The sequence below is a fragment of the Streptomyces sp. NBC_00250 genome (assembly GCF_036192275.1).
Classification (GTDB): Bacteria; Actinomycetota; Actinomycetes; order Streptomycetales; family Streptomycetaceae; genus Streptomyces.
Genome location: NZ_CP108088.1, coordinates 7,570,494 through 7,596,742, shown reverse-complemented (window position 1 = coordinate 7,596,742; position 26,249 = coordinate 7,570,494). Strand labels below are relative to the sequence as shown.

The 26,249-nt window shown below is 73.0% G+C and carries 33 protein-coding genes; 12 read left to right on the top strand and 21 right to left on the bottom strand.

Going from position 1 to position 26,249, the window contains the following annotated elements; translation table 11 throughout:
- From OG259_RS34460 to OG259_RS34445, 4 genes are all read right to left on the bottom strand, one after another.
- A complete protein-coding gene (locus OG259_RS34460) occupies nt 1-768 on the bottom strand; it encodes an SDR family oxidoreductase (protein ID WP_328945792.1) in 768 nt (255 codons plus the stop codon).
- A gap of 29 nt (nt 769-797) precedes the next feature.
- Nucleotides 798-1,559, bottom strand: coding sequence for a 3-oxoacyl-ACP reductase FabG (gene fabG, locus OG259_RS34455; protein WP_328945791.1), 762 nt, complete (start codon nt 1,557-1,559; stop codon nt 798-800).
- Nucleotides 1,560-1,765: 206 nt separating this feature from the next.
- Entirely contained in the window at nt 1,766-2,149 is a 384-nt protein-coding gene (locus OG259_RS34450; protein WP_328945790.1) for a DUF3037 domain-containing protein, read from the bottom strand.
- Nucleotides 2,146-2,991, bottom strand: a complete 846-nt coding sequence (locus tag OG259_RS34445; RefSeq protein WP_328945789.1) for a HipA family kinase — start codon at nt 2,989-2,991, stop codon at nt 2,146-2,148. Before OG259_RS34445 ends, OG259_RS34450 begins: the two co-directional genes overlap by 4 nt.
- 196 nt (nt 2,992-3,187) lie before the next feature.
- Between OG259_RS34445 and OG259_RS34440 the strand changes: the two genes are divergently transcribed.
- Nucleotides 3,188-3,646 carry a group II truncated hemoglobin gene (locus OG259_RS34440; RefSeq protein ID WP_328945788.1) on the top strand — a complete coding sequence of 153 codons (459 nt, stop codon included), beginning with the start codon at nt 3,188-3,190 and terminating at the stop codon, nt 3,644-3,646.
- A gap of 76 nt (nt 3,647-3,722) precedes the next feature.
- On the top strand, nt 3,723-4,424 hold the full coding sequence (locus OG259_RS34435) for an adenosylcobinamide amidohydrolase (RefSeq protein WP_328945787.1): 702 nt from the start codon (nt 3,723-3,725) through the stop codon (nt 4,422-4,424).
- Nucleotides 4,425-4,614: 190 nt separating this feature from the next.
- Here OG259_RS34435 and OG259_RS34430 read toward each other — a convergent pair whose 3' ends face one another.
- The 8 genes from OG259_RS34430 to OG259_RS34395 form a co-directional block, all read right to left on the bottom strand.
- Complete coding sequence (locus OG259_RS34430) at nt 4,615-5,379, bottom strand: MerR family transcriptional regulator (RefSeq protein WP_328945786.1); 765 nt, start codon at nt 5,377-5,379, stop codon at nt 4,615-4,617.
- Nucleotides 5,380-5,528: 149 nt separating this feature from the next.
- Nucleotides 5,529-6,317 (bottom strand): alpha/beta fold hydrolase, encoded by a 789-nt coding sequence (locus OG259_RS34425; RefSeq protein ID WP_443052068.1) that lies wholly within the window; start codon nt 6,315-6,317, stop codon nt 5,529-5,531.
- 92 nt (nt 6,318-6,409) lie between these two features.
- Nucleotides 6,410-7,174 carry a DUF6230 family protein gene (locus tag OG259_RS34420; RefSeq protein WP_328945785.1) on the bottom strand — a complete coding sequence of 255 codons (765 nt, stop codon included), beginning with the start codon at nt 7,172-7,174 and terminating at the stop codon, nt 6,410-6,412.
- Nucleotides 7,171-7,803 (bottom strand): hypothetical protein, encoded by a 633-nt coding sequence (locus tag OG259_RS34415; protein WP_328945784.1) that lies wholly within the window; start codon nt 7,801-7,803, stop codon nt 7,171-7,173. Before OG259_RS34415 ends, OG259_RS34420 begins: the two co-directional genes overlap by 4 nt.
- On the bottom strand, nt 7,800-8,195 hold the full coding sequence (locus tag OG259_RS34410) for a DUF6114 domain-containing protein (protein ID WP_328945783.1): 396 nt from the start codon (nt 8,193-8,195) through the stop codon (nt 7,800-7,802). The genes OG259_RS34415 and OG259_RS34410 overlap by 4 nt, the downstream gene beginning before the upstream one ends.
- On the bottom strand, nt 8,189-8,974 hold the full coding sequence (locus OG259_RS34405) for a DUF6230 family protein (protein WP_328945782.1): 786 nt from the start codon (nt 8,972-8,974) through the stop codon (nt 8,189-8,191). The genes OG259_RS34410 and OG259_RS34405 overlap by 7 nt, the downstream gene beginning before the upstream one ends.
- Nucleotides 8,971-9,513: a DUF6114 domain-containing protein gene (locus OG259_RS34400; RefSeq protein WP_328945781.1), complete on the bottom strand. Its 543-nt coding sequence runs from the start codon at nt 9,511-9,513 to the stop codon at nt 8,971-8,973. The genes OG259_RS34405 and OG259_RS34400 overlap by 4 nt, the downstream gene beginning before the upstream one ends.
- 161 nt (nt 9,514-9,674) lie before the next feature.
- Nucleotides 9,675-10,355, bottom strand: coding sequence for a DUF6230 family protein (locus OG259_RS34395; protein ID WP_328945780.1), 681 nt, complete (start codon nt 10,353-10,355; stop codon nt 9,675-9,677).
- Between the two features lie 191 nt (nt 10,356-10,546).
- Here OG259_RS34395 and OG259_RS34390 point away from each other — a divergent pair, with 191 nt between their 5' ends.
- A complete protein-coding gene (locus tag OG259_RS34390; protein ID WP_328945779.1) occupies nt 10,547-11,182 on the top strand; it encodes a TetR family transcriptional regulator in 636 nt (211 codons plus the stop codon).
- Nucleotides 11,183-11,224: 42 nt separating this feature from the next.
- Here OG259_RS34390 and lepB read toward each other — a convergent pair whose 3' ends face one another.
- The gene (gene lepB, locus OG259_RS34385) at nt 11,225-11,791 is read right to left on the bottom strand and encodes a signal peptidase I (protein ID WP_328947263.1); all 567 of its coding nucleotides are present in this window, start codon (nt 11,789-11,791) and stop codon (nt 11,225-11,227) included.
- Between the two features lie 166 nt (nt 11,792-11,957).
- Nucleotides 11,958-13,148 carry an AraC family transcriptional regulator gene (locus OG259_RS34380; RefSeq protein WP_328945778.1) on the bottom strand — a complete coding sequence of 397 codons (1,191 nt, stop codon included), beginning with the start codon at nt 13,146-13,148 and terminating at the stop codon, nt 11,958-11,960.
- A gap of 106 nt (nt 13,149-13,254) precedes the next feature.
- On the opposite strand from OG259_RS34380, the gene OG259_RS34375 reads away from it, so the two are divergent.
- A complete protein-coding gene (locus OG259_RS34375) occupies nt 13,255-13,659 on the top strand; it encodes a Rieske (2Fe-2S) protein (protein WP_328945777.1) in 405 nt (134 codons plus the stop codon).
- Here OG259_RS34375 and OG259_RS34370 read toward each other — a convergent pair whose 3' ends face one another.
- Nucleotides 13,660-14,331 (bottom strand): cysteine hydrolase, encoded by a 672-nt coding sequence (locus OG259_RS34370; RefSeq protein ID WP_328945776.1) that lies wholly within the window; start codon nt 14,329-14,331, stop codon nt 13,660-13,662.
- Nucleotides 14,332-14,409: 78 nt separating this feature from the next.
- Between OG259_RS34370 and OG259_RS34365 the strand changes: the two genes are divergently transcribed.
- On the top strand, nt 14,410-14,877 hold the full coding sequence (locus OG259_RS34365; protein ID WP_328945775.1) for a pyridoxamine 5'-phosphate oxidase family protein: 468 nt from the start codon (nt 14,410-14,412) through the stop codon (nt 14,875-14,877).
- Between the two features lie 153 nt (nt 14,878-15,030).
- On the opposite strand, the gene OG259_RS34360 is transcribed toward OG259_RS34365, so the two are convergent.
- A complete protein-coding gene (locus OG259_RS34360) occupies nt 15,031-15,933 on the bottom strand; it encodes a LysR family transcriptional regulator (protein WP_328945774.1) in 903 nt (300 codons plus the stop codon).
- 73 nt (nt 15,934-16,006) lie between these two features.
- On the opposite strand from OG259_RS34360, the gene OG259_RS34355 reads away from it, so the two are divergent.
- Entirely contained in the window at nt 16,007-17,032 is a 1,026-nt protein-coding gene (locus tag OG259_RS34355) for a DMT family transporter (RefSeq protein ID WP_328945773.1), read from the top strand.
- 93 nt (nt 17,033-17,125) lie between these two features.
- Here the strand turns inward: OG259_RS34355 and OG259_RS34350 are convergent, their stop codons facing one another.
- Nucleotides 17,126-18,460, bottom strand: coding sequence for an aminotransferase class I/II-fold pyridoxal phosphate-dependent enzyme (locus OG259_RS34350; RefSeq protein ID WP_328945772.1), 1,335 nt, complete (start codon nt 18,458-18,460; stop codon nt 17,126-17,128).
- A 35-nt stretch (nt 18,461-18,495) separates the two neighbouring features.
- Here OG259_RS34350 and OG259_RS34345 point away from each other — a divergent pair, with 35 nt between their 5' ends.
- Together OG259_RS34345 and OG259_RS34340 are read left to right on the top strand one after the other, a co-directional pair.
- Entirely contained in the window at nt 18,496-19,209 is a 714-nt protein-coding gene (locus tag OG259_RS34345; protein WP_328945771.1) for a pyridoxamine 5'-phosphate oxidase family protein, read from the top strand.
- A gap of 79 nt (nt 19,210-19,288) precedes the next feature.
- Nucleotides 19,289-19,933 carry an FMN-binding negative transcriptional regulator gene (locus tag OG259_RS34340; protein WP_328945770.1) on the top strand — a complete coding sequence of 215 codons (645 nt, stop codon included), beginning with the start codon at nt 19,289-19,291 and terminating at the stop codon, nt 19,931-19,933.
- A 38-nt stretch (nt 19,934-19,971) separates the two neighbouring features.
- On the opposite strand, the gene OG259_RS34335 is transcribed toward OG259_RS34340, so the two are convergent.
- The 3 genes from OG259_RS34335 to OG259_RS34325 form a co-directional block, all read right to left on the bottom strand.
- Nucleotides 19,972-20,940 carry a DMT family transporter gene (locus OG259_RS34335; protein WP_328945769.1) on the bottom strand — a complete coding sequence of 323 codons (969 nt, stop codon included), beginning with the start codon at nt 20,938-20,940 and terminating at the stop codon, nt 19,972-19,974.
- Nucleotides 20,941-21,116: 176 nt separating this feature from the next.
- Complete coding sequence (locus tag OG259_RS34330; RefSeq protein WP_328945768.1) at nt 21,117-22,142, bottom strand: EamA family transporter; 1,026 nt, start codon at nt 22,140-22,142, stop codon at nt 21,117-21,119.
- 41 nt (nt 22,143-22,183) lie between these two features.
- Complete coding sequence (locus OG259_RS34325; protein ID WP_443052067.1) at nt 22,184-22,876, bottom strand: Clp protease N-terminal domain-containing protein; 693 nt, start codon at nt 22,874-22,876, stop codon at nt 22,184-22,186.
- A 196-nt stretch (nt 22,877-23,072) separates the two neighbouring features.
- Here OG259_RS34325 and OG259_RS34320 point away from each other — a divergent pair, with 196 nt between their 5' ends.
- Both OG259_RS34320 and OG259_RS34315 read left to right on the top strand, forming a co-directional pair.
- Nucleotides 23,073-23,297, top strand: coding sequence for a hypothetical protein (locus OG259_RS34320; RefSeq protein WP_017241517.1), 225 nt, complete (start codon nt 23,073-23,075; stop codon nt 23,295-23,297).
- A 69-nt stretch (nt 23,298-23,366) separates the two neighbouring features.
- Nucleotides 23,367-23,795 (top strand): type II toxin-antitoxin system Rv0910 family toxin, encoded by a 429-nt coding sequence (locus OG259_RS34315; protein WP_328945767.1) that lies wholly within the window; start codon nt 23,367-23,369, stop codon nt 23,793-23,795.
- Between the two features lie 76 nt (nt 23,796-23,871).
- On the opposite strand, the gene OG259_RS34310 is transcribed toward OG259_RS34315, so the two are convergent.
- On the bottom strand, nt 23,872-24,483 hold the full coding sequence (locus tag OG259_RS34310) for a PadR family transcriptional regulator (RefSeq protein ID WP_328945766.1): 612 nt from the start codon (nt 24,481-24,483) through the stop codon (nt 23,872-23,874).
- Nucleotides 24,484-24,626: 143 nt separating this feature from the next.
- On the opposite strand from OG259_RS34310, the gene OG259_RS34305 reads away from it, so the two are divergent.
- Both OG259_RS34305 and OG259_RS34300 read left to right on the top strand, forming a co-directional pair.
- The gene (locus OG259_RS34305; protein WP_328945765.1) at nt 24,627-25,205 is read left to right on the top strand and encodes a hypothetical protein; all 579 of its coding nucleotides are present in this window, start codon (nt 24,627-24,629) and stop codon (nt 25,203-25,205) included.
- A gap of 195 nt (nt 25,206-25,400) precedes the next feature.
- Nucleotides 25,401-26,210: a PhzF family phenazine biosynthesis protein gene (locus OG259_RS34300; RefSeq protein WP_328945764.1), complete on the top strand. Its 810-nt coding sequence runs from the start codon at nt 25,401-25,403 to the stop codon at nt 26,208-26,210.
- The last annotated feature ends 39 nt before the right edge of the window (nt 26,211-26,249 follow it).

The following is a 26,249-nucleotide window of genomic DNA, read 5'->3' as shown; positions in this document are numbered from 1 at the left end:
TCACCCGACTCCGGCGTTCAGGAAAATCCCACCGTCGACGACGAGCGTCTGGCCGGTGATCCACTCCGACTGGGAGGAGGTGAGGAAGGCGGCCGCGCCGCCGATGTCCTCGGGCTCGCCGAGCCGGCCGAGCGGGTAGGCGGCGGCTGCCTCCGCCTCCCGGCCCTCGTACAACGCCTGCGCGAATTTCGTCTTCACGACCGCCGGGGCGATCGCGTTGACCCGCACGAGCGGGGCGAATTCATGGGCCAGCTGAATGGTCAGGTTGATCATCGCGGCCTTGCTGATTCCGTATGCGCCGATGAACGGCGAGGCGGAGACGCCGGCGACCGAGGCGATGTTCACGATCGCCCCGCCGTGCTCCTTCTGCCAGGCGTGCCAGGTCCGCTGGGCGAAGCCGAGCGCGGAGACCACGTTGGTCTCGAAGACCTTGCGGGCCACCCCGAGGTCCAGGTCGGCGATGGGGCCGAAGACCGGGTTCGTACCGGCGTTGTTGATCAGGAAGTCCACCCGGCCGAAGCCGTCCATCGCCGCCTCCACGGCGGTGGCCTGGTGGGCCTCGTCGTGGGCCTTGCCGGGGACCCCGATCGCCCGGTCGGCGCCGAGGCGCTCGACGGCCTCCTTGAGGGCCTCCTCGCCGCGTCCGGTGATGACGACCCGGTCGCCGCGGGCGACGAGCGCCTCGGCGATGCCGTAGCCGATGCCCCGGCTCGCGCCGGTGACGAGGGCGACCTTGCCGGACAGTTCCGGCCGTGCCTGTGCGGTCATGTGTGCCTTGCTCCTCTCGGTGCCGGTCGTCAGTTGAGCGGGCCGCCGGCCACGTACATGACCTGGCCGGAGACGAAGCCGGCGTCGTCGCCCGCGAAGAAGGCGATGGCGTTGGCGACGTCCTCGGGGCGGCCGACGCGCTGCACCGGGATCACGGACGCGGCGGCCGCCTGGAACTCCTCGAAGCCCATGCCGACGCGCTCGGCGGTCTGCGCGGTCATCTCGGTGACGATGAAGCCCGGGGCGACGGCGTTGGCGGTGATGCCGAACTTGCCGAGCTCCTTGGCGAGGGTCTTGGTGAGGCCCTGGAGACCGGCCTTCACGGCGGAGTAGTTGGCCTGGCCGCGGTTGCCGAGCGCCGAGGAGGAGGAGAGCGAGACGATCCGGCCGAAGCCCGCGTCCACCATGTGCTTCTGGCAGGCCTTCGCCATCAGGAAGGCACCCTTGAGGTGCACGTTCATGACGAGGTCCCAGTCGGACTCGGACATCTTGAAGAGCAGGTTGTCGCGGAGCACACCCGCGTTGTTGACGAGGATCGTCGGCGCGCCGAGCTCGGCGGCGACCCGCGCGACGGCGGCCTCCACCTGGGCGCTGTCGGAGACGTCGCAGCCGACCGCGAGGGCGGTGCCACCCGCGGCGGTGATCTTCTCGACGGTGTCCTTGCAGGCCGCCTCGTCGAGGTCGAGTACGGCGACGGCGCGGCCCTCGGCCGCGAGGCGGAGCGCCGTGGCGGCCCCGATACCCCGTGCGGCACCCGTGACGACGGCTACGCGCTGCTCGGTGGTGGACATGCTTGGTTCTCCTCGCCCTTGGATCGTCCCTGGTCGCGGTCGAACCGGTCACCCGCTCCTGCGTCCCGCACATGAGCGACCGCTTAGTATCGTCCGCAGAACGAGACGCTAGAAGCCCTGGCACCCGGTGTCAACGGCCCACCGGGTGCACCCGGTCACTCCCCGTCGCCGGACGCGGAGACGGGCAGCCGGGCGGGCGGGCCCGCTCAGCGCACGAGGAGGTCCAGCAGCCGCTCCACCTCGGCCTCCGGGTCGGCGGTGAGTCCCGTGTGGACCGGCCCCGGCTGGACGACCGTGGAACGCGGCGCGATCAGCCAGCGGAAGCGCCGCCCGGCGTCGTCACCCGCGGCCTGACCGGCCGCGTCACCCCCCAGACAGACCCCCTCGACCGCGCGCAGCGCGGCCCTGACACCGGTCACGTCGGCCGCCGGATCGAGCACCGACAGCTTCGCCTCGTCCAGGTACGTACGGGCGGCCACGTAGGACCGGGCGCGGCAGTAGACGACCACGCCCGCGTTGAAGCACTCGCCGCGCTCGACCCGCGGCACCACGCGCAGCAGCGCGTACTCGAAGACATCGCGGTCGGTCACGGGGTGCTGTCCTTCTCGGTGGAGTGCGTCCGGGGCGCGAGGCGCTCGGCGAGCCAGCCCGGCGGCTGCTGCGGCCGGCTCTCGGTCCGCGGGCCGAGCGTGATCCGCTCGTGGATGGTGGCGGCGCGCGGCAGCAGCGCCGCGACGTAGGCGGCCCGCACCTCGTCCGTGCTGCCGAAGCCGGGCTCGTCGACGAGCCACTCGTCGGGCACGTCGGCGGCGACCTCGTCGAGCAGCTCGCGGGTGACGAGCGGCGCCAGCTCGGCCGCCGCGGTGGCGACGTCCGGCGCGTAGGGGGCGAGCGCGTGGTCGGAGGCGTCGTACGGCTTGGCCGCGGAGGCCTGGGCGCCCGGCCAGTTGTGGTGCCAGATCATGGTGGCGCCGTGGTCGATGAGCCACAGGTCGCCGTGCCAGACGAGCATGTTCGGGTTCCGCCAGGAACGGTCGACGTTGTTGATGACCGCGTCGAACCAGACGACCTTGCCGGCCTCCGCCGGGTCCACCTCGTAGGCCAGCGGGTCGAAGCCCAGCGAACCGGGCAGGAAGTCCATGCCCAGGTTGAGCCCGCCGCTCGCCTTGAGCAGCTCCTGCACCTCCTGGTCGGGCTCGGAGAGCCCGATGACCGGGTCGAGCTGGATGGAGACGAGCTCCGGCACCCGCAGACCGAGCCTGCGGGCGAGCTGCCCGCAGATGACCTCGGCGACCAGGGTCTTGCGGCCCTGTCCGGCGCCGGTGAACTTCATGACGTAGGTACCGAGGTCGTCGGCCTCGACGATCCCGGGGAGCGAGCCGCCCTCACGCAAGGGGGTGACATAGCGGGTCGCTGTCACTTCTGTAAGCATCCGCCCAGGCTAGGGCCTGTCCGGCCCCGATCTGCCGGACAGGAACCAGGCGTGCGCCCGCACGGTGTCGGCCGGCGCCCGCGGTACGAGCGGCGGACGCCTGCGACTCCTCGCCCCGCCGAGAGCGAACATCCTTGGATCCGGGCCGTGTTGTGTGAAAGCTGGGAGACCACATCCCGGATCCCGGAGGCGCGCCATGACCGCCGAGCACACGAACACTCTGTACGAGGCCATGGGCGGCGCCGACGCGCTGCGCCGGCTCTCCGAGACGTTCTACGAGGGGGTCCTGGCCGACCCCCTCCTCGCCCCCGTCTTCGCCGACTTCACCGCCGCCCACGTGGAGCACGTCGCCGTGTGGCTGGCGGAGGTGTTCTCGGGACCCGCCGAGTTCACGGCGGAGCTCGGCGGCCACCAGGCCCTGCTCCGCGCCCACCTCGGACTCGGCATCACGGAGGAACAGCGGCTGCGCTGGATGGAGTTGATGACGGCGGCCGTGGAGAAGGAACTGCCGGACGACGCCCTGCTGCGCCGCCGGGTGGTGGAGTACTTCGACTGGGGCACGCGGATCGCCAAGGACGTCTCGGCCTCGGCACCCGGCACGGACCTCGGCGAGCCGGGCCCCACACCGCGCTGGGGCTGGGACGGCCTCGCCTGACCGCCGGGCACCTCCCAGGTCGTACCGGACGCCGCGGGCCGGGCGGGGCTCTCCGGACACGGCCTAGGGTGTGGGGGTGCCTTCGCGAACCCTCCTGACCAGCGCGTCTCTCTCCGACGCCGCTCTCCTCACCCACACGGAACAGGGCCGTGACCGGCCGCTCCTGGTGTGGGCCCCCGGGCCGGGCGTCCGCATGGTGTCGAGCGCGGTGCTCGGCGGCGGCATCGGCGAGCGGCAGTGGGTGATCAACGCCCAGGTCCCGCCCGGCTACGACCGGCTCGACCCGGTCGCCCATCTCCGCGAGCTGGCCGCCGGAGCGGGGCTCGTGGGCGCGGGCGTGGGCTTCATGACGGCGGCTTCGGTCGCCGACCGGTGCCACGCCGAGGACGGCGGTGTCCGGACCGTGGTCACCGCCGGGATAGGGGTACGGGGCTGGGCGGCGGCACCGGGAGAGGGCGGCGTCGCGATCCCCCGCCCCGGGACGATCAACATCATCGTGTCGCTGCCGGTCCCCCTCACGGACGCGGCGCTCGTCAACGCGGTCGCCACCGCCACCGAGGCGAAGGTCCAGGCCCTGGTCGAACTCGGCGCGGACGCCTCGGGCACGCCCACGGACGCGGTCTGCGTGGCCGCCCCGGCACCCACCGGATCCACTGCCGAACCGTTCGCCGGCCCGCGCTCCCTGTGGGGCGCGCGCCTGGCCCGGGCCGTGCACGCGGCGACCAGGGCCGCCTGCGCGGACCTGATCGCCGCCGAGGCCGCGAAGCCCGCCGGCTGACGGGCCCCGGCCGGCGGACCGAAGGGCCGGGACCGGTCGACGAACGACCCCGGGTCGCTCGACCGGCAGGACGGGGCCGGTCGACCGACGGCCCCTGGCGGGTGGACCGACAGCCCCGCCCGGTGGACCGAGGGGTCCGGACGTCGACGGACGGGTCCGGGCAGGGCCCGGCGCTGCCCGGACCCCCGGGTCAGGCAGGCCCGCCGCCCGTCACGTACGCCTCGATCGCATCCCTCTGGTACGCGGCGAGGCCCGGCGCGATCGCCTCGTACGCCGCGCGCCACTGCTCGTTCTCCACGCAGGAGCGCCCGATCGCCCGGAACTCCTCGGCGGACACCGCGCGGAGCTCGGTCAGGTTCCGGTACTGGGCCTCGATCTCGGCCCGTACCTCGTCGTCGTCCACGGGCCTTCCGTCGACCATCAGCTCGGCCAGCCGGATCATCAGAGCCGTGCGCTCGCGCTGCCCCGCCTCGATCCGGTCCTCGCCCAGCGTCTGGGTGTACCGCTCGACGGTCTCTGCCAGCTCCGGGAACTCCCGTAGGTTCTCCCCGTACTGGGAGGGCCGGACGCCCTCGAAGAGGTTCTCCGGCCGGTTGATTCCGCTCATGGGTCTGCCGTCCTTCCTGGACTGCTCCAGTTCGGCGATCGTGCGGGAGACGGTGGCGGCCAGGGCGCCGAGCCGGTCGCGTTCGGCGAGCAGGCGGCGGTGGTGGCCCCGCAGGGCCTCCACCTCGTCGACCTGCTCGGCCAGGACCTCGCCGATCTCGGGGAGTCCCAGGCCCAGCGCCCGCAGCACGAGGATCTGCTGGAGCCGCAGCAGATGGGCTTCCTCGTAGTAGCGGTGGCCGTTGGTACCGATCCACGCGGGCGGCAGCAGTCCGATCTCGTCGTAGTGCCGCAGGGTCCGGGCCGTCACGCCCGACATCCGGGCGACCTCCGCGGTGGGCCAGGCCATCGCCGCCTCCCCTCACGAGTGCGTCACCGGGCCGGTCGCTCCGGCCCTGTTCGGAACGGTAGGAGCTTCCGCTGCGGCAGCTTCAAGCCCCGCGTCCAGGTTTCCGGCTCACCGCCGCACCCGCACCCGGAGCGGCACCGGGGGACGGCTCAGCCGTGCGACAGCAGCGCCGCCGTGAGCTCGGCCGCGCGGCGGTGCCAGAGGTGGGCGCCGCGCAGCATCGCGTGGCCTCCCGTCGGCATGGGGATGCCCGCCGCGTCCGCGCCCGCCGCGCGGGCCCTGCGGACGAAGTCCCAGGAGGCGCGGGCCGAGGTGACGCGGTCGGTCTCGTCGTGGAGCAGGTAGAGCCGCCGGCCGCCGAGGTGGTCGACGGGCTCGCCGGTGGGGCACCAGGGCGCGAGGGCGACGACGCCACGGACGGCGGGGTCGCCCGCGGCGGCGAGCGCCGCGCGGCCGCCCATCGAGTGGCCGAGGAGGACGACGGGGACGGGTCCGGCCTGTTCCCGGAGGCGTACGAGTGCGCTCTCGGCGTCCCGGGCGGCGTCGGCGCTCTCCCCGTTCCAGCCGCGGTGGCGGTAGCGCACCTCGGCGACCAGTACGTCCCGGCCGCGGACGGCGCGGGTCACGGCGGTGGCGAAGGGGCGCATGCGCAGCGCGGGGAGGTTGAGCGCGGGCGGCGGCTCGGGGCCGTCGGCGCGGCCTCCGTGGAGCAGCAGCACGGCCGCGGTGGGTACGGCGGGTGCGCTGCGGACGACGAGGGAGCCGGGGTCGGCACGCCGGGTGCGGCAGAGGGTCATCGGGCGTTCGTCCCGCTCCCACGCCGGTGCGGTGGCCGGCGGGAACATCCGCTCAGGCGGACCGTCGCGTGTCCGGGCTGCTGCGCCATGGGTGGCCTCCAGGAGTCGCTTGCCGCCTCCCCGGTGGAACGGTCCGCTCACGACACGGGGGAGACGACCGTGAGGCCCGCAGTCTGCCAGGTCGCACGGGCCGTCAGATACGGGACCCGGTGGACGGGGAGGCCGCCCCGGACTCACGGCGTGCCGGGTGTGCCGGTGGGTGCGGCCGGGGCGGGGCAGGCGACGGTGCCCGGGAGTACGGAGAGCTTGAGTTTCGGGGTGGTGAGGAGGCCGGGGATCTGGAAGTCCTGGGCGGTGCCGGCGATCCGGTCGAACTTGGCGTACCGCGCCTGGATGCCGAAGCGGTGCGGCGGACTGTTCAGCGGATTGACGACGTACGCGCCGTCGGCGTCCTTCACGGTCCTCACGTCGGCGCCGTTGGTGTTGAGGTCGACGATGCCGTCCATGTCGAGGACCCCGGTGGCGTTGCGCAGGTCGAGGACGGTGTTCTTCGTCCTGATCTCCCAGGATCCCGGATCGTTGTCGCCGAGGGTGAGGAGCAGGGTGTACGTGGCTCCCGCGATCTGCTGCCGCCGGCTCAGGCAGAGGCCGTTGAGCATCCCGTCCGCGAAGCCCATCCGGAGCACCCGTACCGTTCCGGTCGAGCCGTCGGGCCGTACGACGGTCTGGTCGACGACGGCGGCGCCGTACTGCGTCCCGTACAGGCTGCTGGTGGTGAAGTCGACGGGCCGGTCCTGGATCCGGAGTCCGACGGCGAGGGCGCCGCTCGCCATCGCGGAGCCGAGGCCGCCGGCCGCCAGGAGCGCGGGCACGGCGACGGCGAGGGAGCGGCGCCAGTGGGTGCGCCCTTCCGGCCTGCGGTTCTCGGGGTTCATGAGGGGCGCGGGGTGCTCGGGGTGCTCGGGGTGCTCGGGGTGCTCGGGGTGCTCGGGGCTCATGGGGTGGTCACCGTGATGGTTCCGGGGAGGTGGACGGGGTTGTCGGTGGAGTCGAGGGCCGCGTGGTCGTCGACCGTACGGATCGCGTAGATGTCGCCGACGAAGTCCTCGGCCCCGGCGGTGAGCGGGATGAGGGAGCCGAAGAAGTCGAGGAGTCCCTGCACGCCGCAGATCTTGACGAGGACACGGACGCAGACGTGGGAGATGCTCCCCCACATCGTGGTCGTCTCGGGCTTGCCCGCGCTGTCGTAGCCGCCGAGGGAGCCCTCGTCGGGGACGTCGATGGTGACGGTGTGACCGGCCGCCCGCTGGATGACGTTCATGTGCGAGCGGATCTTGAGCTTGGTGAAGGTGTACTGGTCGGTGAGGCGCGTCGTGCCGTCGGAGAGCCGGATGGTGACGTTCTTCTCCACGGTCATGGAGACGGCGACCATGCTGGCGATGGTGACGTGCAGCGGGTCCGGGGAGGGCAGGAAGGGCGCGCCCATCGGCTCGACGGCGGCGGTCGTCCCCGCGGCACGGCTCGGCTGTCCGGACCAGAGGGCGGTGACGACGGCGAGGACCAGGGCGGCGGTGACGGCGACGGCCTTGCGCCGCGCCCCGGCCGACGGCTCCGTGTGGCCCCTCACCCCTCCGCCTCCACGGCCGCCCGGCGGCGGGGCCGCCTGGCGCCCCAGCCGACCGTCATGGAACCGCCGAGGACGCCGAGCGTCATGCCGAGCAGGAAGCCGCCGAGGTTGGAGACGACGAGCGAGACGACCGCGAGGACCACGCCGATGAGCCCGAAGGTGTACCGCTGGCCGGGCAGGGCCATCGGGATGAGACCGCACAGGATCATCCCGCCGCCGACGAGGTAGCCGGCCACTCCCCCGAAGCCCGTGCTGACGATCAGCTGCAGGGAGCCGAGGGAGAACTTGAGGACCGTCCAGCCCCCTGCGACCAGCCATACCCCGCCCCAGAACGGTCGCGTACGGCGGAAGGCGCGGAACCACGCGTACGCGGACCCCAGTCGGCTCAGCATGTGGTGGCCGTTCCCGCGACGACCCTGATCTTCAGGTCGGGCAGGACGAGCGCGCCCGCCATCTCCGCGTCGTAGGCCGTGGCGTTGAGTCCGTGCAGCTTGATGGAGCTGCCTCCCTCGCCGCCCGCCGAACCGAGCCCGAACCCGCCGGGCAGCGCGCCCGTGAGCGGCTTCCCGGCGACGGTGACCTGGTCGGCGGACTGGCCGAGCACCGCGTTCTGGAGGGTGGTGGGTCCGTACGCCTGGAGTTCGGTCGCCTGGATGTAGAGGTTCGAGGCGTCGATGTCGGTGGTGAAGGTGCCGGGCGGGTTGGCCGTCACCTTCTGGCCGCCCGTCAGGAGCAGCGAGTACGGGACTCCCGCGATCGTCTGGTGGACGATGCCGCAGAGCCCGGCGAGCCCGGCGCTGGCGAAGCCTACGCGCGCCATGGCCGTGTTGGTGGTCGTGCTGCCGTCCGGGCGTCCGACGGCGGGGGTGTTGACGATGGCGCCGAAGCCGCTTCCCTCGACGCCGTTGGACGTCAGGGTGAACGGCTGCCCGGCGACGCTGAAGTTGGCGGCGAGCGCACCCTGCGCCAATGCGGTGCCGAGGGCGCCGATGGCGAGGGCGGAGGGGACGAGGGCGAGCGCGCCGCGGCCCCAGCGGGTGCCGCGGCGGGTGCCGTCGGCCGCCTCGGCGAGCATCCGGGCGTTCCAGTCGGCGGCGGCTCGGATGCCGGTCGTCCGCATCCGGGCGAGGGACGGGCCGATGCGACGCGTTCGGAGCAGGTTCTGAGTCATACGGTTCCGCTCCCGACGGGCACAGGGGGTACGGGGGGTACGGAGCTGCCGGCATCCGGTCGGGTACGGCGGAGGAGGCCGCCGCGCCGCTTGGCAGGCTTCTCGGGGAGCCAGGCGAAGGCCATGGATCCGCCGAGTACGGAGAGGACCATGCCGACGAAGAGGCCGCCGAGGTTCGACAGGGGGAACGAGGCGACCCCCGCGATGACGGCGATGACACCGGCGGTGTGGCGCTGGCTGGGGAGCAGCAGCATGAGCAGGGCCATCGCCATGAGGACGACGCCGCCCGCCATGCCCGCGATGCCGCCGACGCCGACCTGGAGGATCTTGCCGAGTGGCGCCATCGGCAGGAAGAAGATGACGAATCCGCCGAGCGCCGTCCAGACGGTCGCCCAGAACGGCCGGGTGCGGCGCCAGCGCCGGAAGGCCGCGCGGGCGCCTCGGGTCCGCGCGGCCGGGTCGGCGGCGGGCGAGCTGGAGGCGGGCGGGCCGAGCTCCCCGGGGCCGGGCGTCGGTTCGGGCGGCGGGTCGGTGGTCATGGGGGCCTCGCAGGTGAGGTTCGGGGACGGGTGGGAGGCCGGAGCCCGTGCCCGTCCCGGGGCACGGGCCCCGGACGGGTGAGGGCGCCGGAGTGGTGCGGGACCGGTCGGCAGCGGGGCCGACCGGTCCTTGACCGTGCGGTTGCGCGGGTCCGGTCGGCTCAGCAGCCCTTGTCGCCGTGGGCGATGCCGATGGCGAGGTCCGGCAGGGTGATGGCGCCGGAGATGGTGGCGCCGTTGGCGTCGGCGTTGAGGTTCTTGATGTCGGTACGGCCACCGGTGGCGTCCAGACCGAACTGGCCCGGGGTGCCGTCGGAGATGCCGGTTCCCTTGATCCCGGCGCCGTCGGCGGCGGCGCCGATGACGTTCGGGGTGGTGTCGCTCGCGTTGAGGGTGGCCGTGGCGGCCTTGAGCGACTGGGCGTCCAGGACCAGCTTGTGGGCCTGGAGTCCGGCACCGGCGACGAGCTGGTCGCTGGTGAGCGGGGTCGCCGCGGCGGGCGAGGAGATGTTGAGCGACCAGGTGCCGAGGCTGCCGATCACCGGGAGGTCGACGGACTGGACGGCGTGGACGCAGATGCCGTCGAGGCCCGCCTTGGCGATGCCGACCTCGGCGGCGCCCTTGGCCCCGCCGGCGTCGATGGTGTGCATGACCGCGCCGAGGCCCTGCGGCGCCGCCACGGTCTTCGAGCTGAGGGTGAAGGGGACGCTGGTGAGCGAGAGGTTCGCGGCGAGCGCGCCCTGCACCATGGCCGTGGCCATGGCGGCGACGGCCACCGTGGCGGGCACGGCGAGGAACGCCGATCTGCGCCAGCGGGTGACGCCTCTGGTCTCGTGCTGCATGTGATCTCCAACCGTCGTCCCGCACGAGCCGCGCGGGTTGGGGATGTGTACACAGCCGTGCGTCCCGCGGCCGGGTGGTCGGAGACGAATGACACTTTGCGGCTGCCTGTTTGAGAATTGGACACTCTTTGATGAAGTGTCAACACTTCGGACAATCCTGGGAAGAATTCCCGCTGGACTAGGCTTGGCCGATGCCACGGTTCAGGGAGACGGTCCGGACACTGCTGCGCGAGCGTCTGCTGGACGCCGCGTACGAGGCGGTCGCGGACCGCGGCTTCGACAAGCTGCGCATGGCGCACCTGGCCGGCGCGGTCGGTGTCAGCCGCCAGACGCTGTACTCGGAGTTCCCCTCCAAGGAGGCGGTCGGCGAGGCCCTCTTCCAGCGCGAGCTGGAGCGCTGCCTCGTCGGCATCCAGGCGGGCCTGGACGCGCACCGGGACGATCTTCGCGCCGCCGTCGAGGCCGCCGTCGGCTTCACGCTCACGCTGGCCGGCCGGAACCCGCTGATCAAGGCCATGCTGACGAGCACCGGCGAGGACGGACTCCTCTCCTATCTCACGACCCGCTCGGCGGCGGCCTTCGAGCTGGCGACGGCGATGGCCGACGCGTACGTCACGGAGGCCTGGCCGGGGATCGACCCGGTGGCGCGCGAACTCGCCGTCGACGCGGCCGTCCGTCTCACGGCGAGCCACATCGTCCAGTCCACCTCCTCGCCGGAGGAATCGGCCCGGCGGATCGCGGACACCGTGGTCCGGGTCGCACTGAGCACGGGCGACGAGAAGATGCCGCCGGGCCCGGATACGGACCGGGTCGCGTCCGGAAAGTAGCGCCTTCTGCCCGAGGGCCAGGCGGGACCTTCCGGACACGGCCTAAGGGCTCGGCCCCGGGGAGCGGTCCTCCAGAACGGGCCGGTTGCCGAGGTCCGGTGACGCGGAGACCGGGAAGGCCCGTACGCCGACCCGGCCCTCGATCCGCGCCGTCTCGCCCCAGCCGTACACCCGCGAGTCGTCCGACAGGTCGGGGTTGTCGCCCAGGTAGAAGAACGAGCCCTCGGGCACGGTCCGCAGCTCGGACCGCGCCGACCGGGTCCCGTCCGGACCGCAGCACGCGCCCGTACGGTGGGCCTGCGCCGTCCACTGGGGCGCCACCACCCGCCGGACCGGGCCGACTCCCTTCTCCTGCAACAGGACCTGGAAGGGCTCCTCGGGCGTGGAGACGATGCCGACCCGGTCACCGGGCAGGCCGATCACCCGCTTGACCAGCAGGGCGTCCTTCCCGGCGACCCGAAGCAGCACCACGTCGAACCGGCGCGCCTCCCCCGCGGAACCCGGCTCGACGAGAATCCGGTCCCCCTCGTGAAGCGTCGGAGCCATGCTCGTCCCCTCGACGCGTACGCCGAGGGCCGTCACGGCCACCCCCACGACGAGGCAGAGCACGACCCCGGTCCCGAGAACGGCACCGGCCGCCCGGCGCGCCTTCACCGGACCCGACCCCGGGCCCGAATGCGGATGAGGTCCGGGAGCCACAGCGCCCCGGACCGGTCGATTTCGGTCATGGCGAGACGGTAGGACGGGCGACGGACGGCGGCTGTGACCGTACCGCTCAGGGTTGTTGACCGGGATCGCCCGACCCCGACGGCGGTGCACCCCGGTGGTCACGGGCCCGGGCCCTGGCCCGGTAGGCCCGCGGCGTCTCGCCCGTCCAGCGCCGGAACGCCCGGTGGAACGCGCTGGGTTCGGAGAACCCGAGTCGGCGGGAGAGCCGCTCGATGGAGATCCGGCCGCCGGCCAGCTCGGCGATGGCGTGGTCGCGCCGCACCTGGTCGCGCAGACGTTGATACGTGGTCCCCTCGGCGGCCAGTCGCCGGCGCAGGGTCTGCGGGCTGACGGACAGCCGCTCGGCGAGCTCCTCGGGCGTCGGCACCGGCCCGGTGGGCAGGGCCCGCCCGACGAGATGCCGTACGCGGCCGGTCACCGTACTCCCGTAGTCGGCGCAGACGAGCACGTCGACGGGGGCGCGACGGAGGAAGACCTTGAGTGCGGCGGCGTCCCGCAGGACCGGTTCGTCGAGGTCCGCCCGGTCGAAGACGGCCGATGTCCGCGCGGCGCCGAAGACGCAGGGCGCCCCGAACAGGAGGGCGTACTCGCGCGCGTGCCGGGGCTCGGGGTGGACGAACTCGACCCGGCGCAGGCCGATCCGGCGCCGGACCAGCCAGCCCGCGAACCGGTGGGCGACGAGGACGGTGGACTCGGCGCCGAAGTGGAGGGGGTCGTCGTACCCGGAGACGTCGAACTCCAACCGGGCCTCGTCGAGGCCGTCGGCCCAGGTGACGCCGGTGCCGTCCGCCACCGTCCCGCCCCTCCCCGGTTCCACGAGACGGAAGCGCGGTCCGCCCGGGAAGAGGGAGTAGAAGGTCCCGGCCCGCCGGAGCGCCTCGCGCAGGTCACGGCTGCCGTGGACCACGAGATGGGCCATCATCGCGAAGGTCCCGACCCTACTGGGCGCGCCGCCTAATCCGATGAGTTCGTCGTCGAGGGTGGCCCACAGCATTCTGACGAGCTGTCCGAACTGCTCCGCCGGGACCCGGGCCGACACCCGGTCATCGGTCCGGGGTTCCTCGATCAGCGCCGAGGGCAGTCCGGCTCGGGCGAGCAGCGGCCCGGCGGCGATGCCGCGCCGCTCGGCGGCCATGAGCACGGCCCGTACGTGATGGGCGCTCACCGACCGGGTCAGCATGCGCGTCGCCTCCACTCCGGTGGACAGTTCCATCACCAGATGTCCAGGATCAGACACTCTACTAAGAACTGTAAGGAGGCGAACGCTCGATCCTGTGAACGGGACACAGGTCACAGCCGTACCGTCGGGCGCACGGAGTTGACCGAGGAAAGAGGGGCAGCACATGAGCGGAGTGGCACGCCGGACGGTCGTCGCGGCGGCGGGCGGCGCGGGTCTGGCAGCGGCACTCACCGCATGCGGGGGCGGCGGCACGAACGACAAGGACGCGACGACGACGGAGGGCGAGACGCTCGCACGGACCGCGGACATCCCGGTGGGCGGCGGGAAGATCCTCGCCGACAAGGGCCTGGTGATCACCCAGCCCAAGGCCGGCGAGTTCAAGGCCTTCTCCTCGAAGTGCACCCACGCGGGTTGCGCCGTGAGCAGCATCAAGGACGGGGTCATCGTCTGCCCGTGCCACCAGAGCCACTTCGACGTGTCGGACGGCAGCGTGAAGTCCGGCCCGGCGGGCTCCCCCCTGCCGCCGGAGCCGATCCAGGTGGTGGGCGACGCGATCAGCCTCGGCTGATCACGCTCCCGCTCCTGTCGGCGCGGACCGCCTGGGGAGCTTCCAGCAGGCGAGCACCTCGTCGGTCGTGGTGATCGTGGCGACGAGCGCGAGGGTGTGACGGATCATCGCGGGGGTGTAGTCGGCCGGCACCCCCGCGATGGCGTCCCCGGGCACGACCACCGTGTAGCCCAGGTTGACGGCGTCGAAGACGGCGTTGGGCACGGCCACGTTGGCGGAGACGCCGGTGACGATCAGGGTCCGGCAGCCGAGGTTGCGGAGCAGCGGGTCGACATCGGTCCCGGCGAGCGGCGAGAGCCCGTGCAGGCGCCGGACGACGAGGTCCTGCTCGGCGACCTGGATCGGTTCGGCGATCCGTACCGCCGCACTCCCGCTGTGCTGCTGTACGGGAAGCCGGGCGGCGGCCCGGAAGAGCCGGGCGTTGCTGTTGGCGCCGCGCCCGTCGGGACGCCGTTCGGCGACGGCGTGGATGACCTGGACGTCCGCCTCGTGGGCGCCGGCCACGAGCCGGGCGACGTTCCTCAGGGCACCCGACGCGCGTGCCACCGCGGCCAGTTCGGGCAGCGCGCTGTCCGGCCCGACAACCCCCTGCTGGCATTCCACGGTGAGCAGCACGACCCCACCGTCCGGACGGATCCGCTCGTCGAGCCGTTCTCTCGCACTCTGGCCCATGGTCTCTCCCCTTGCGTGCGCGCGAATGGCCCCCCATGCTTTCTGACGTCTCATCAGAAATCCAGAAGGGTGCGGACGATGACCGTCGCACAGCGCCGTGGACGCCGGATCATGATGACTCCGGCCGAGCTCGACTCCTACCTCGCCGAACAGCGCACCTGCCGCGTCGCGACCGTCTCCGCCGACGGCCGCCCGCACGTGAGCGCGCTCTGGTTCGCCTGGGACGGATCCTCGCTCTGGCTGTACTCGCTGACGCGCAGCCGCCGTTGGACGGAGCTGCGCGCCGACCCGAGGATCTCGGTGGTGGTGGACGACGGCGTGGAGTACGGCGAACTGCGCGGGGTGGAGCTGTCGGGCTCGGTAACCTTCGTCGGCGAGGCACCTCGCACCGGGGAACCCTGCCCCGAACTCGACGCGCCCGAGCAGCTCTTCGCCGCCAAGAACTTCGGTCTGGACGCCATGCCGCACGACGGACGGCACGCCTGGATGCGCCTGACACCGGACGCGATCGCGTCCTGGGACTTCAGCAAGCTCGCCGGACTCTGACGGCGGACGGAGCAGGGGGCGGGAGGCAGGAGCAGGAGGCGGGAGGCGGGAGGCGGGAGCAGGAGGCGGGAGGCGGGAGGCGGGAGCAGGAGACGGGAGGCGGGTGCCTGCGGAGCCGCCCGAGCGGAACAGGGCAGCCCCGAGCGGACCGGGTCAGCTCCCGAGCGGCCCTGCCGCCGCCCGCAGTGCGCCGACGACCGCCCGCACGGAGGGCCGGCGACCCGCGTCGGCGCGCCAGGTGGCGTAGATATGGCGCCGCACCCGCTGCCGAACGGGCACGAAGACGACCCCCTCCGGCACGGGCCGGCCGAGCCTGGGCGTGACGCACACACCGAGCCCCGCCGCGACGAGCGCCAGCTGCGTGTGGTGCTCCCCCGCCAGGTGCCCGATGCGGGGTTCGATGCCCTGCGAGCGCAGCGTGAACATCAGCCAGTCGTGGCAGAACTCGCCCTCGGGCCAGGACACCCATTCCTCGTCGGCGAAGTCCACCAGGTCCGCCACCTCACGCCCGGCCAGCGGGTGCCCGGCCGGCAGGGCCACGTCGGCGGTGTCGTCGAGGAGATGGGCGCGCTCCAGGCCGCCGGGCACCGGCGCCCGCTTGTTGCTCCATTCCAGGACGAGCGCGAGGTCCGCGTCGCCGCGCAGCACGGCCCGCACCCCGTGCTCGGGCTCCAGTTCCGTCGTACGGACCCGGAGGTCGGGGTGCCCCTCGCGCAGGGCGGCGAGCGCGGCGGGGAAGAGCCCGCGGGCCGCCGTCGGGAAGCCCGCCACCCGCACCTCGCCCACGACCTGGCCGCGCTGGGCCTCGATGTCGGCCTGGGCCACCTGGACCTGGGAGAGGATCCGGGCGGCGTGCTCGGCGAGCAGCAGGCCGGCATCGGTGAGCCGCACCCCCCGGCCGTTCTTGGCGAGCAGTTGCTGTCCCACCTCGCGCTCCAGCTTGGACAGCTGCTGGGAGACGGCGGAGGTCGTGACGTGCAGTCCGTCGGCCGCGCCACTGACCGAGCCGTGCCGGGCGACGGCGTCGAGGGTGCGCAGGCGCTCCAGATTCAACATGTAAGCGATACTAAGGGAAGGGGTCGAGGAAATCTCGCTTGTCCTAAGACATGGGGCCGGTCACCCTGAGTGCATGAGCCCCGCAGCCCCGCCCTCCGCGTCCCCCGCCCCCGGCGTCACCTCACGTCTGCTCGACTGGCGTGTCCGGTTCGGCGTACTGGCCCTGATCTGGGGTTTCAGCTTCGTCTTCATCAAGGTCGGCACGGAGGGCTTCGCGCCGCTCCAGGTCTCCTTCGGACGGCTTCTGTTCGGTACGGCGGTGCTCGCCGTCGCTCTGGTCGTGAAGCGCGACCGGCTGCCGCGCGGCGCCCGCGTCTGGGGTCATCTGACGGTCGCCGCCTTCCTCCTCAACGCGCTGCCGTTCTCCCTCTTCGCGTACGCCGAGCTGACCATCCCGTCGACGCTCGCGGGCATCTGCAACGCGACGACCCCGCTGTGGGGCATGCTGCTCTCCCTCGTGGCGCTCTCCGAGGACCGCCCGACCCGGGTCCGCGCGGCAGGCCTGGGCATCGGGTTCATGGGGGTGCTCACCGTCCTCGGCGCGTGGCAGGGCTTCTCGGGGGTCGACGTCACGGGCACGGCGCTGGCCCTGCTGGCCTCCTTCAGCTACGCCGTCGGCTGGATCTACGTCCGCAGGACACTCAGCGGCACCGGCGTCTCGAACCTCTCGCTGGCCGGCTCGCAGGTCGGCATCGCGACCCTGCAACTGGCCATCGTCACCCCCCTGTTCACCTCGGTCCCGAAGTCGGTGGAATTGCTCCCCCTGCTCGCCGTGATCGCACTCGGCGCGCTCGGCACGGGGTACGCGATGCTGCTCCAGTACGGGGTGGTCGCCGAGGTCGGCCCGACGACGGCCTCCATGGTCACGTACTTCATCCCGGTCATCGCCACGGCGGCGGGAGTGGCTCTCCTGAACGAACAACTGACGTGGAACACCCCGGTAGGCGCGATCGTGGTCCTGGCAGGCGCGGCCCTCACCCAGACCCGCACGTCCCGCCGAACGCCACCCCCGGCCCCCGTGGTCAGCATTCCCTCCGCAGGGGCAGAAGGAAGGGGCGCATCGGACAACGCCACCCCCGTGGTGGGCAGCCGGGCCTAGGCTTCCGCGCCTGAACCCGCACCCAGGCGCACCCCCCGCCGCTGGTGCGGTCCAGGCACGGAGAGCGGAGGCACCGCACACCCCCCCCAAGGCTCACCCATAACTCCGCGCCACCACCGGCCCCGCCGCCGCCGTCACGGCATCGGCCAGCGGCTCGATGTCCGCCACGGCGAGGCCGGACACGGTGACCCGGACGGCCGGCCCCGCGGCCATCCGGAAGCGGGCACCCGGCGCGACCGCCCAGCCCGCGGCGAGAAGCCGGGCCACCGCTCCGGTCTCGTCGGGCACCGGCACCCACACGTTCATGCCGCTGCGCCCATGGGCCTCGACGCCCCGCCGGGCCAGCGCCCGCACGAGTCCGTCGCGCCGCTTTCCGTACGAGCGCGCGACGGTGGCGGGGTCCACCGCCTCGGCGGCCCAGAGGTGCGCGACGGTCCGCTGGAGGAGCCGGCTGACCCAGCCGGGGCCGAGCCGCTGCCGGCCGAGCACCCGGTCGACGGTCTCGGCGTCGCCGGTGAAGGCGGCGATCCGCAGGTCGGGCCCGTAGGCCTTGGCGACCGAGCGGATCAGCATCCAGTGGTCGGTGTCCCCGGCCAGCGGGTGGAGCGGCTGCGCGACGATGCCGTGCCCGTGGTCGTCCTCGATGAGCAGCACGCCGGGATGTCCGGCGAGAACCCGCCGCAGTTCCCGCGCCCGCTCCTCCGTCACACACGCGCCGGTCGGGTTCTGCGCCCGGTCGGTCACGATCACCGCCCGCGCCCCGTCCTTCCGGATCGCCCGCTCGACCTCCTCGGGCAACGGACCCTCGTCGTCGACGGCGATCGGCACGGGACGCAGCCCGAGCGCCGGCACCAGATCGAGCAGGCTGCCCCAGCCCGGGTCCTCGACGGCGACGGCGTCGCCCGGTCGGAGGTGGACGGCGAGCACGCGCTCGACGGCGTCGAGGGACCCGGACGCGACGCCGATGGGCCCGTCCGGCACCCCGTCCGCGTCGAAGGCGGCGCGCGCGAGGCGGCCGAACTCCTCGTCGACGGGCGCCTCTCCGTACATGCCGGGCTGTTCGGCGTACCTCCGGGCGACCTCGGCGAAGGCCTCGCCGAGGGGCGGCAGCAGGACGGGGTCGGGGCTGCCGTTGCTCACGTCGCGGACACCCGCGGGGGCCTCCACCCGGATCGAGCCGCGCGCGGTCGTGGCGGGGCGCGGGCGCACCCGGCTGCCGCGCCGCCCGTCGGTCTCGATGACGCCACGCTCCCGCAGGGTGCGGTAGGCGGCGGCGACGGTGTTCGGGTTCACCCCGAGCGTGGCAGCCAACTCCCGCATGGGTGGTAGCAGTTGACCGGGCTGCAGGGACCCGTCACCCACCCCCCTCTCCACGCTCGCGGCAATGTCCGATGCGCGACGACCTTCGATCCGATACTCTCCTAGCACAAACCTGAATATGCACTAGTGCAATGGAGTACGCAATGAGCACCACCGCCGACACGAGCTCCGAGAAGACCTCCGAGACCGCTGCCGTCGCCGACACCTACGCGCCGACCGACCGGACCGTGCCCACTCGCTCCCGCGAGCGCGCGTCGTACGACAAGGCGCTGGTCCACTCGATACTCGACGAGGCGTACGTCTGCCACCTCGGGTTCGTGCGGGACGGCGCGCCGGTCGTGCTCCCGACGCTCTTCGGCCGCGTCGACGACCGTCTCTACGTGCACGGCTCGACCGGCTCGCGGCCGCTGCGCGCGGCCGGCGACGGCGTGGCCGCCCCCGGTCTGCCCGTCTGTCTGACCGTGACCCACGTCGACGGCCTCGTACTCGCCCGCTCCGCCTTCCACCACTCCCTCAACTACCGCTCGGTCGTGGTACTCGGCACCGCCCACCAGGTCACCGACCCCGAGGAGCTGCGCATCGCCCTCGACGCCCTGGTCGACCACGTCGTCCCCGGCCGCTCCGCCGACTCGCGCCCCGCGAACACCAAGGAGCTCGCCGCCACGGCCGTGATCCGCCTCGACCTGAACGAGGTCTCGGCGAAGGTCCGCACCGGCGGCCCGAACGACGACGCCGAGGACCTCGCCCTCCCCTACTGGTCCGGGGTCGTCCCGGTGCGCGGCGGCTACGGCACACCGGTCCCGGCCGACGACCTCGACCCGGCCGTCGCCCTGCCCGACTACCTGACCGCGCTCTAGAGAAGCCACCGGCGGCGAACCCACCGACGACGAAGCCACGAACGACGGAGCCACGGACGATGTCGAGGACGGACGGACGATGCTGATCCACCCCTGGGACGCCCCCCACGACGAGGGCGAGTGGCGCGACTGGCTCGCCCGGCACGACTTCGGCCAGCTCGCCGTGAACGGCCTGCCCGGAGATCCGCCGTGGGTGCAGCCGATGCACTTCCGGTACGAGGCCGGGCCCGGCCCTTACGGCCGGGTGCTGACCCACCTGGCCCGCCCGAACCCGTTGTGGCGCGCCCTGGAGGCGAACCCGACGGTGCTGCTCAGCGTGGTCGACGACTACGTCTTCGTGCCGGGCACGTGGACGGCCCCGGAGGGCGCGCCGACCACGCACGGCACGCCCACCTCGTACTACGCCGCCGTCCAGCTGCGCTGCACCGCGCACGTGGTCGACGATCCGGCGGAGAAGGCGGAGCTGCTCAACCGCCAGGTCGCCCACTTCCAGCCGGAGGGCGGCACGGCCCTCGCCGTCCCCGGCGAGGCACCGTTCGGCCGCATGCTGTCCGGAATCCGGGGGCTGCGCCTGGAGGTGACCGAGGTGCGGGCCAAGTTCAAGTACGCGGGCAACAAGCCGCACGAGATCCAGGACCGAGTCATGGACCGCCTCGCCGAGCGCGAGGGCCCCGGCGATCCGGCGGCACGGGCCCACCAACTGCGCCGCCGCACCACCGGCTGACAGCGGCGGGGGCGCGAACCCCCACCGCGGGTGACGGCCTACACCGCCACCGCCTCCTCCCGCCGACGCTCCGCCACCGCCGTCCGTGCCTCCGCGAACGCGAGGCCCGTGACGGCGGCGAGCAGCAGCAGCGTGCCGAGCACGATGGCGGCGGTGAGCCGCTCGCCGAGCAGCGAGACGGCGATCACCGCCGCGCTCACCGGCTCCAGGAGCATGATCACGGAGACGGTGGCTGCCCGGACGACGGCCGCGCCCGCGAAGTACAACGCGTACGCGAGCGCGGTCGGCACGGCGGCCACGTAGACGAGCAGCAGCAGCACGCTCACCGGCGCGTCGGTGTGCGGTACGAGTCCCTCGGCGAGGGCCGCGGGCAGCAGCCCGACCGCCCCGATCGCGAAGGCCCAGGTCGTGGTGGAGAGGGCGTCGGTGCGGCCGCCGTCACGGCCGAGGTAGCGCGTGAGCAGGGTGATCGCCGCGTATCCGGCCGCCGAGACGACCGCGAGGACGACGCCCAGCGGCCGGACCTCCGCGGCCCCGCCGCCGAGGACGAGGACGACGAGGCCGGCGAGCGCCCCGATGACGGCGGTGATGCCGCCGCGGCCGAGGCGTTCGCCCATGGTGAGCCGGGCGCCGACCGCGATGAGGACGGGTCCCGCGCCCAGCGTGACGACCGTGCCGACCGCGAGGCCGGTGGCCTGGACGGCGGCGAAGTAGGCGCTCTGGAAGACGGTGAGGCCGATGCCCGTCCCGAGGATGCGGGCCGTCCTACGACCGCGCGATTCCCCGGCCGTACGGGCGGTGTCCCGCCGCGGCCTCAGGGCCAGCGCCCCGAGCAGGAGCACCAGGCCGCCGACGCAGCGCCAGAAGGAGAGGGCCAGCGGGCCCATGTCGCTGATGCGGAAGATCAGCGAGGCGGCGGCGCCGGCCGTGCCCCAGGCGATCCCGGCGACGATCAGATAGAGCAGGCTCCGCCCGACGGACAGGGCGGATTCCGAAGAGTTCGACACGTGACTTCTCCGTGGAAGACAGGAGGGAAAGGTGGTCGCTCGGCTCCGCGCGCGGGCAGCGACGAACCGCTCGGGGGCGAGGAGTCGCCCGGCCGAGCCCGGTCTTCGTCGAGGAGGGTCTCCGCGCGCGCTAGGCGGCGGGAGGCGGAAGCACGGTCGAATGCATGATCGGCACCTTACGGGGCGGTCCGCCGGGCGGACAACTCGCCGTCGCGACCCGCCACACCCGCCACATCCGCCACATCCGCCGCACCGGCATCCGCCGCCGAACCCGCCACGGGTCCTGCCGCGGGCGCCTTCGGCGTCGAGGACTGGGCGATGAAGGCCCCGACCAGGACCACCGCGCCGCCGATGATCTGCGGCGCGTCGAGGTGCTCACCGAGCAGCACCCAGGCGAGGACGGTCGCGATGACGGCCTCCAGACAGGCCACGACACCCGCCACCTGCGGCGACAGCCGGCGCACCGAGACGACGCCGGTGACGTACGCGAGCACGGTCGCGATCAGCACGATCCAGCCGAGCAGAAGCCACGCGGGCACGGCACTGCCGTCCATGTCGGCGCTGCCGCCGAGCAGCGCCCAGTCCATGCCCCACGGGCGGGCGACGACGGTGAGGACGAGGGCGCCGATGAGCAGCCCGTACGCGATGACGCCGATGGGGTCGGCCTGCTCGGCCTCGCCGGAGCCCTGGTCGGAGAGGACGAAGTAGCCGACCTGGCAGCAGGCGGCGGCGAGCGCCAGGAGCAGTCCGACGAGGTCGAAGGTGAGCCCGGACCAGACCTGGACGACACAGGCGAGACCGCCGACGGCCAGGACGACTCCGAGGGCGGCGGCGCGGGTGACGGGCCGGCGCTGGACGAAGCGGACCCAGCCGAGGACGAGGGCCGGGGCGAGGTACTCGATGAGCAGCGCGACGCCGACGGGTATGCGGGAGATCGAGGCGAAGTAGAAGGCCTGGACACCGGCGACGGCGAGCAGGCCGAAGCCGACGAGGAGAGCGGGTTTGCGGCGCAGGAGGTCGCGGTGGCGCCAGGCCACCGGGAGCATGACGAGTGCGGCGCCGGCGACCCGGAGCCACACCACATGGAGCGGGTCGAGTCCCGCCTCGATGAGCGGCTTGGCCGCCACTCCTGAACCACCGAATGCGAAGGCCGAGGCCAGGGCTAGTCCCAGGCCGGCGCTTCTCCCCTGAGACGCGTGCATCGGGCCATGATGACAGGACCCGGTCAGGGGCGTAACCCCCGTTACACCTGTTGAGACGGTTCGCCATCAGACCACGGAACGGAGCCTTCCGCCGGAGCACCCGCACCGGCGTCGACCCGGTCGTCGACACACGGGTCGATTCCCGGATCGACACCCGGGTCGATGCGCGGATCGGCAGCGGCTTCGGCGTGGGCGGCCAGCGCGACCGGATCGACCCCGGCGCGGCGCAGCACCTCGACGGCCCTGCTCTCGGGATCGGCGGCGATGACGGCGAGGAGGTCGAGACCGCGTGCCTGGTTCTCACCGCGTTCCGCGGCGCGCCGGAAGGCCTCCTCCAGGGCGGCGGACGCGGCGGGCGACCAGCCGGAGGCCCGGGCGCCCTGGGGCTCGGGCCCGCGTGCGGCGGGCAGCAGGCGCCGGGCGCCGGAGTCCTCGACCGAGCGCTGCCAGCGAAGCCCGTATCCGATGGACCGCTGAGCGAGGTAGCCGAGGACCCGGGCGAGCTGATGACCGCCCTCGAAGACGGCACCGACGTCGGAGTCGGACTCGATGAGCGAGTGCAGGAGGTGCGCGGTGTCGATCTGGCGGTCCCCGTCCCGGAGGGCTCGGCGGCGCGCGCCGGTCACGACCGCCCTGAGGGACGGCGCCAGAAAGGGCGTGAGCTCCGCACGCGGAGCGGCGGGGACGGCGGGCTGCCGGAGTGGCTGCTGGGGAATCGGGACGGGACGGTGCACCCTCCCACCTCATCAGGCCCGGGCGGCCGGGGCATCGCCAGGGAGAAGCATGTCCGCATCCCACCGGAGTTGGGCACGTGCGCGCGGTTCCTCCTCCTTACGGATGAGATCGCGCGCGTTGCCCCCACGGGGCGCGCGCCGCCTTGCTTTGCGCCCCCGACGCAACCACAGGCCCTCCCCCGTACGTCTTCCGGTCGTGTTCTGGATGGTGGCCCTGCTCGCGCTCGACGGGCGGCAGTACGTGTACCGGGTGTACGCACCCCGGGAGGCACTGCCCGCCGATCTGTTCTGGGCGGCCTTCCACTGCCACGAGGAGGACGGGGCGCCGCGCGCCTCCGACAGCTTCGACGCGTCCGAGATCTGGTGGATCGGCGACGGGGCGGGACCGGCCGCAGCAGAACTGACGGTTCATCAGTATTGAATGTTCGCGGCCACCCGGCTACGTTCCGCGACACCAGAACCCAGTTGGTACGCGTGAAGGGGTGGTCTCATGGCCGAAGTCAGCGCGGAGGCACGGATCGAGGCACCGGCCGGAAAGGTCTGGGCGCAGCTCGTGGACTTCCCCTCGTACGGCGAGTGGAACGCCACCCACACCAACTTCCCGAACGGCGGCCCGGAGACCCTGGAGACGGGCGCCACCTTCACCGAGAACATGAAGCTGATGGGCTTCCCCGCCGAGGTGCTCTGGACGGTCGAGGAGCTGGAGGCCGAGCGGGCCCTCGCCATCAAGGGCAAGGGCCCGATGGGGGTCCTCGTCACCACGCGCTACTCACTGGCGGCGGACGGGGAAGCGACGACGGTGCGGATCGACGGCGAGTTCACCGGCGCGGCGGTCTCGCTGATGGCGGGCAAACTGAAGGACTCGGCGACGGCGGCGCTGACGGAGTCGCTGCGCAAGCTTTCGGGCCTGGTCGCCTGATCCGCACAGCCGAAAGGGCCCCGTGGCGACCGCCACGGGGCCCTTCGGTCGTTCCCGGCCCTTCACGGGCACGGGCTCACTGCTCGTCGGCCAGGATCAGGTACAGCTTCTTGCGGGCCTCGTTGATCACGCCGACCGCCTTCTGCCGCTGCTCGGGGGTGCCGGTCTTCCAGACCTGCCCGAACGCCTCCATCAGACCGAAGCCTGCCTGCCGGACCTCGTTCAAGGCCTCCCAGTCGACACCGCGCCCGGCCTCCTCCCAGGGAGCATCGGGGCCCCCGTCGGCCTCGGCGCGCCCGGTGTCGGTGAGCGTGAACAGCTTCTTGCCGCCCTCGCTCGCGCTGGTGATCAGCCCCTCGTCCTCCAGCATCTGAAGCGTCGGGTACACCGAGCCGGGACTGGGCTTCCAGGCCCCGTCGCTGCGCTCGCCGATCTCCCGGATCATCTCGTAGCCGTGCATCGGGCGGTCCTTGAGCAGCGCCAGGATCGAGGCACGCACGTCGCCGCGCCGCGCCCGTCCCCGGCCGCCACCGCGACCGTGTCCGCCACCGAAGGGCCCGCCGCCACCGAAGCCCGGCCCGAAGGGCCCGAACGCCCGCCGCCCCTCGAAGTCACCACGAGGCCCGGGGCCGCAGCCTCCACGGCCGGCTCCGTGTCCGTTTCCGTACTCGTGTCCATGTGAACGCATCGCAACGCTCCTTCCATCGGGTTTCATTCTCTGAACTGTCGCGATGCATCAACGATATATCGGAACTGTTCGACGAGCAAGCATGCCGACTGCTCTGCCGATCCTCCGGCGACCGGCCCGCCGGGATGGTGCAGGGTGGGGGCATGCTTGCCGATCACGAGAACCACGACGGTTTCGTCGCGCCTCTGGTACGCCTCTGCCCACCGCCCGAGGACGTCCGGACCGTGCGATGGGCCGCCACGGAAGAGTCCCTGGGCACCCCCCTGCCCGCCGACTACAAGCGACTCGTCGAGACGTATGGGGGCGGGGTCTTCGCGGGGACGATCTGGCTGCTGGAACCGGACTGCCCGGATCCCCTGTACGACCTGGTCGCCCAGACCGCGGAGCGCGACGAGATCCTCGCCGGCCTCTGGGCGGTCGGCGAGGAGAAACCGGCGGAGATCGAGGAGGGCGACGTCAGGCTGGTGCCCTGGGGGTATGTGGAGGGTGCGGGGCACTTCCTGTACTGGCTGGTCCGGCCCGGTGCCGAACCGGAGGAGTGGGAGGTCGTCCTCAACGAGGGCCGCGGCCCCCTCTGGGAGGCCCACCCGGTTTCCTGCAGCCGGTTCCTCCTCGATGTGGTGGCCGGCACGACGACGTCGTTCTACTTCACCGACATCGACGAGCAGGTCGACCCGGAGGACAGGTACCGCTTCAGGCCCACCTCCGGGTTCCTCCACTGACAGGCGCAGGGGGGCGAGGTCGGGGCGGGGCGGTCGGGTCGAGTCGAGTCGAGTCGGGTCGGGTCGGGGGACAACCCCGACCGGTCGGTCCCACCCCACCCCGCCCCGCCCGCCCCGCCGAGACACGCCCACCCGGTCCAGTTCTCCGCGATTGGCCTTGGCCCGCCTGATTCCGCCCCCGGTACGGTCGGCGGCATGCGGATCCGAATCGTCGACGCCTTCACCGACCAGCCCTTCTCCGGCAATCCGGCCGGAGTCCTGCTCCTGGACTCCTTCCCGGACGACGCCTGGCTCCAGAAGGTCGCCGCGGAGGTCAACCTCTCCGAGACGGCCTTCGCCCACCCCCTGCCCGCCGGCGGCGAGGCGGACTGGGCACTGCGCTGGTTCACCCCCACCACCGAGGTCGACATGTGCGGCCACGCCACGCTCGCCACGGCCCACGTCCTGCACTCCACCGGTACGGCGAGCGGCGCCGTCCGCTTCACGGCCCGCTGCGGGATCCTGGGTGCCACGGCCGAGCCCGACGGCACCATCACGATGGACTTCCCGACCTCCTCCCTGACCCCCGTCCCCGTCCCCGACGGCCTGGAGAAGGCGCTCGGCGCCGAGGTCGTCGCCGTCCACGACACCGCCGACCACATCGGCGACCTCCTCGTGGAACTGCGCGACGAACCGACCGTGCGCGCGCTCGCACCGGACTTCGCCGCGCTCAAGGGGCTCTCCTCGCGCGGCATCGTCGCGACCGCCGCCGCCGAACACCCGGACAGCGGCTACGACTTCGTCTCCCGCGGCTTCTTCCCGGGCGTCGGCATCGACGAGGACCCGGTGACCGGCAGCGCCCACACCGCGCTCGCCCCCTACTGGTCGGCCCGGTTCGGCCGCGACGACCTGGTCGGCTTCCAGGGCGGCGCCCGCACGGGCATCGTCCGTACCCGGCTGCGCGGCGACCGCACCCTCCTGAACGGCCACGCGGTCACCGTCATCGAGGGCGACCTGCACGCCTGACCCCACGACCGCGGAACGACCGAGGGGCGTACGGAGAAC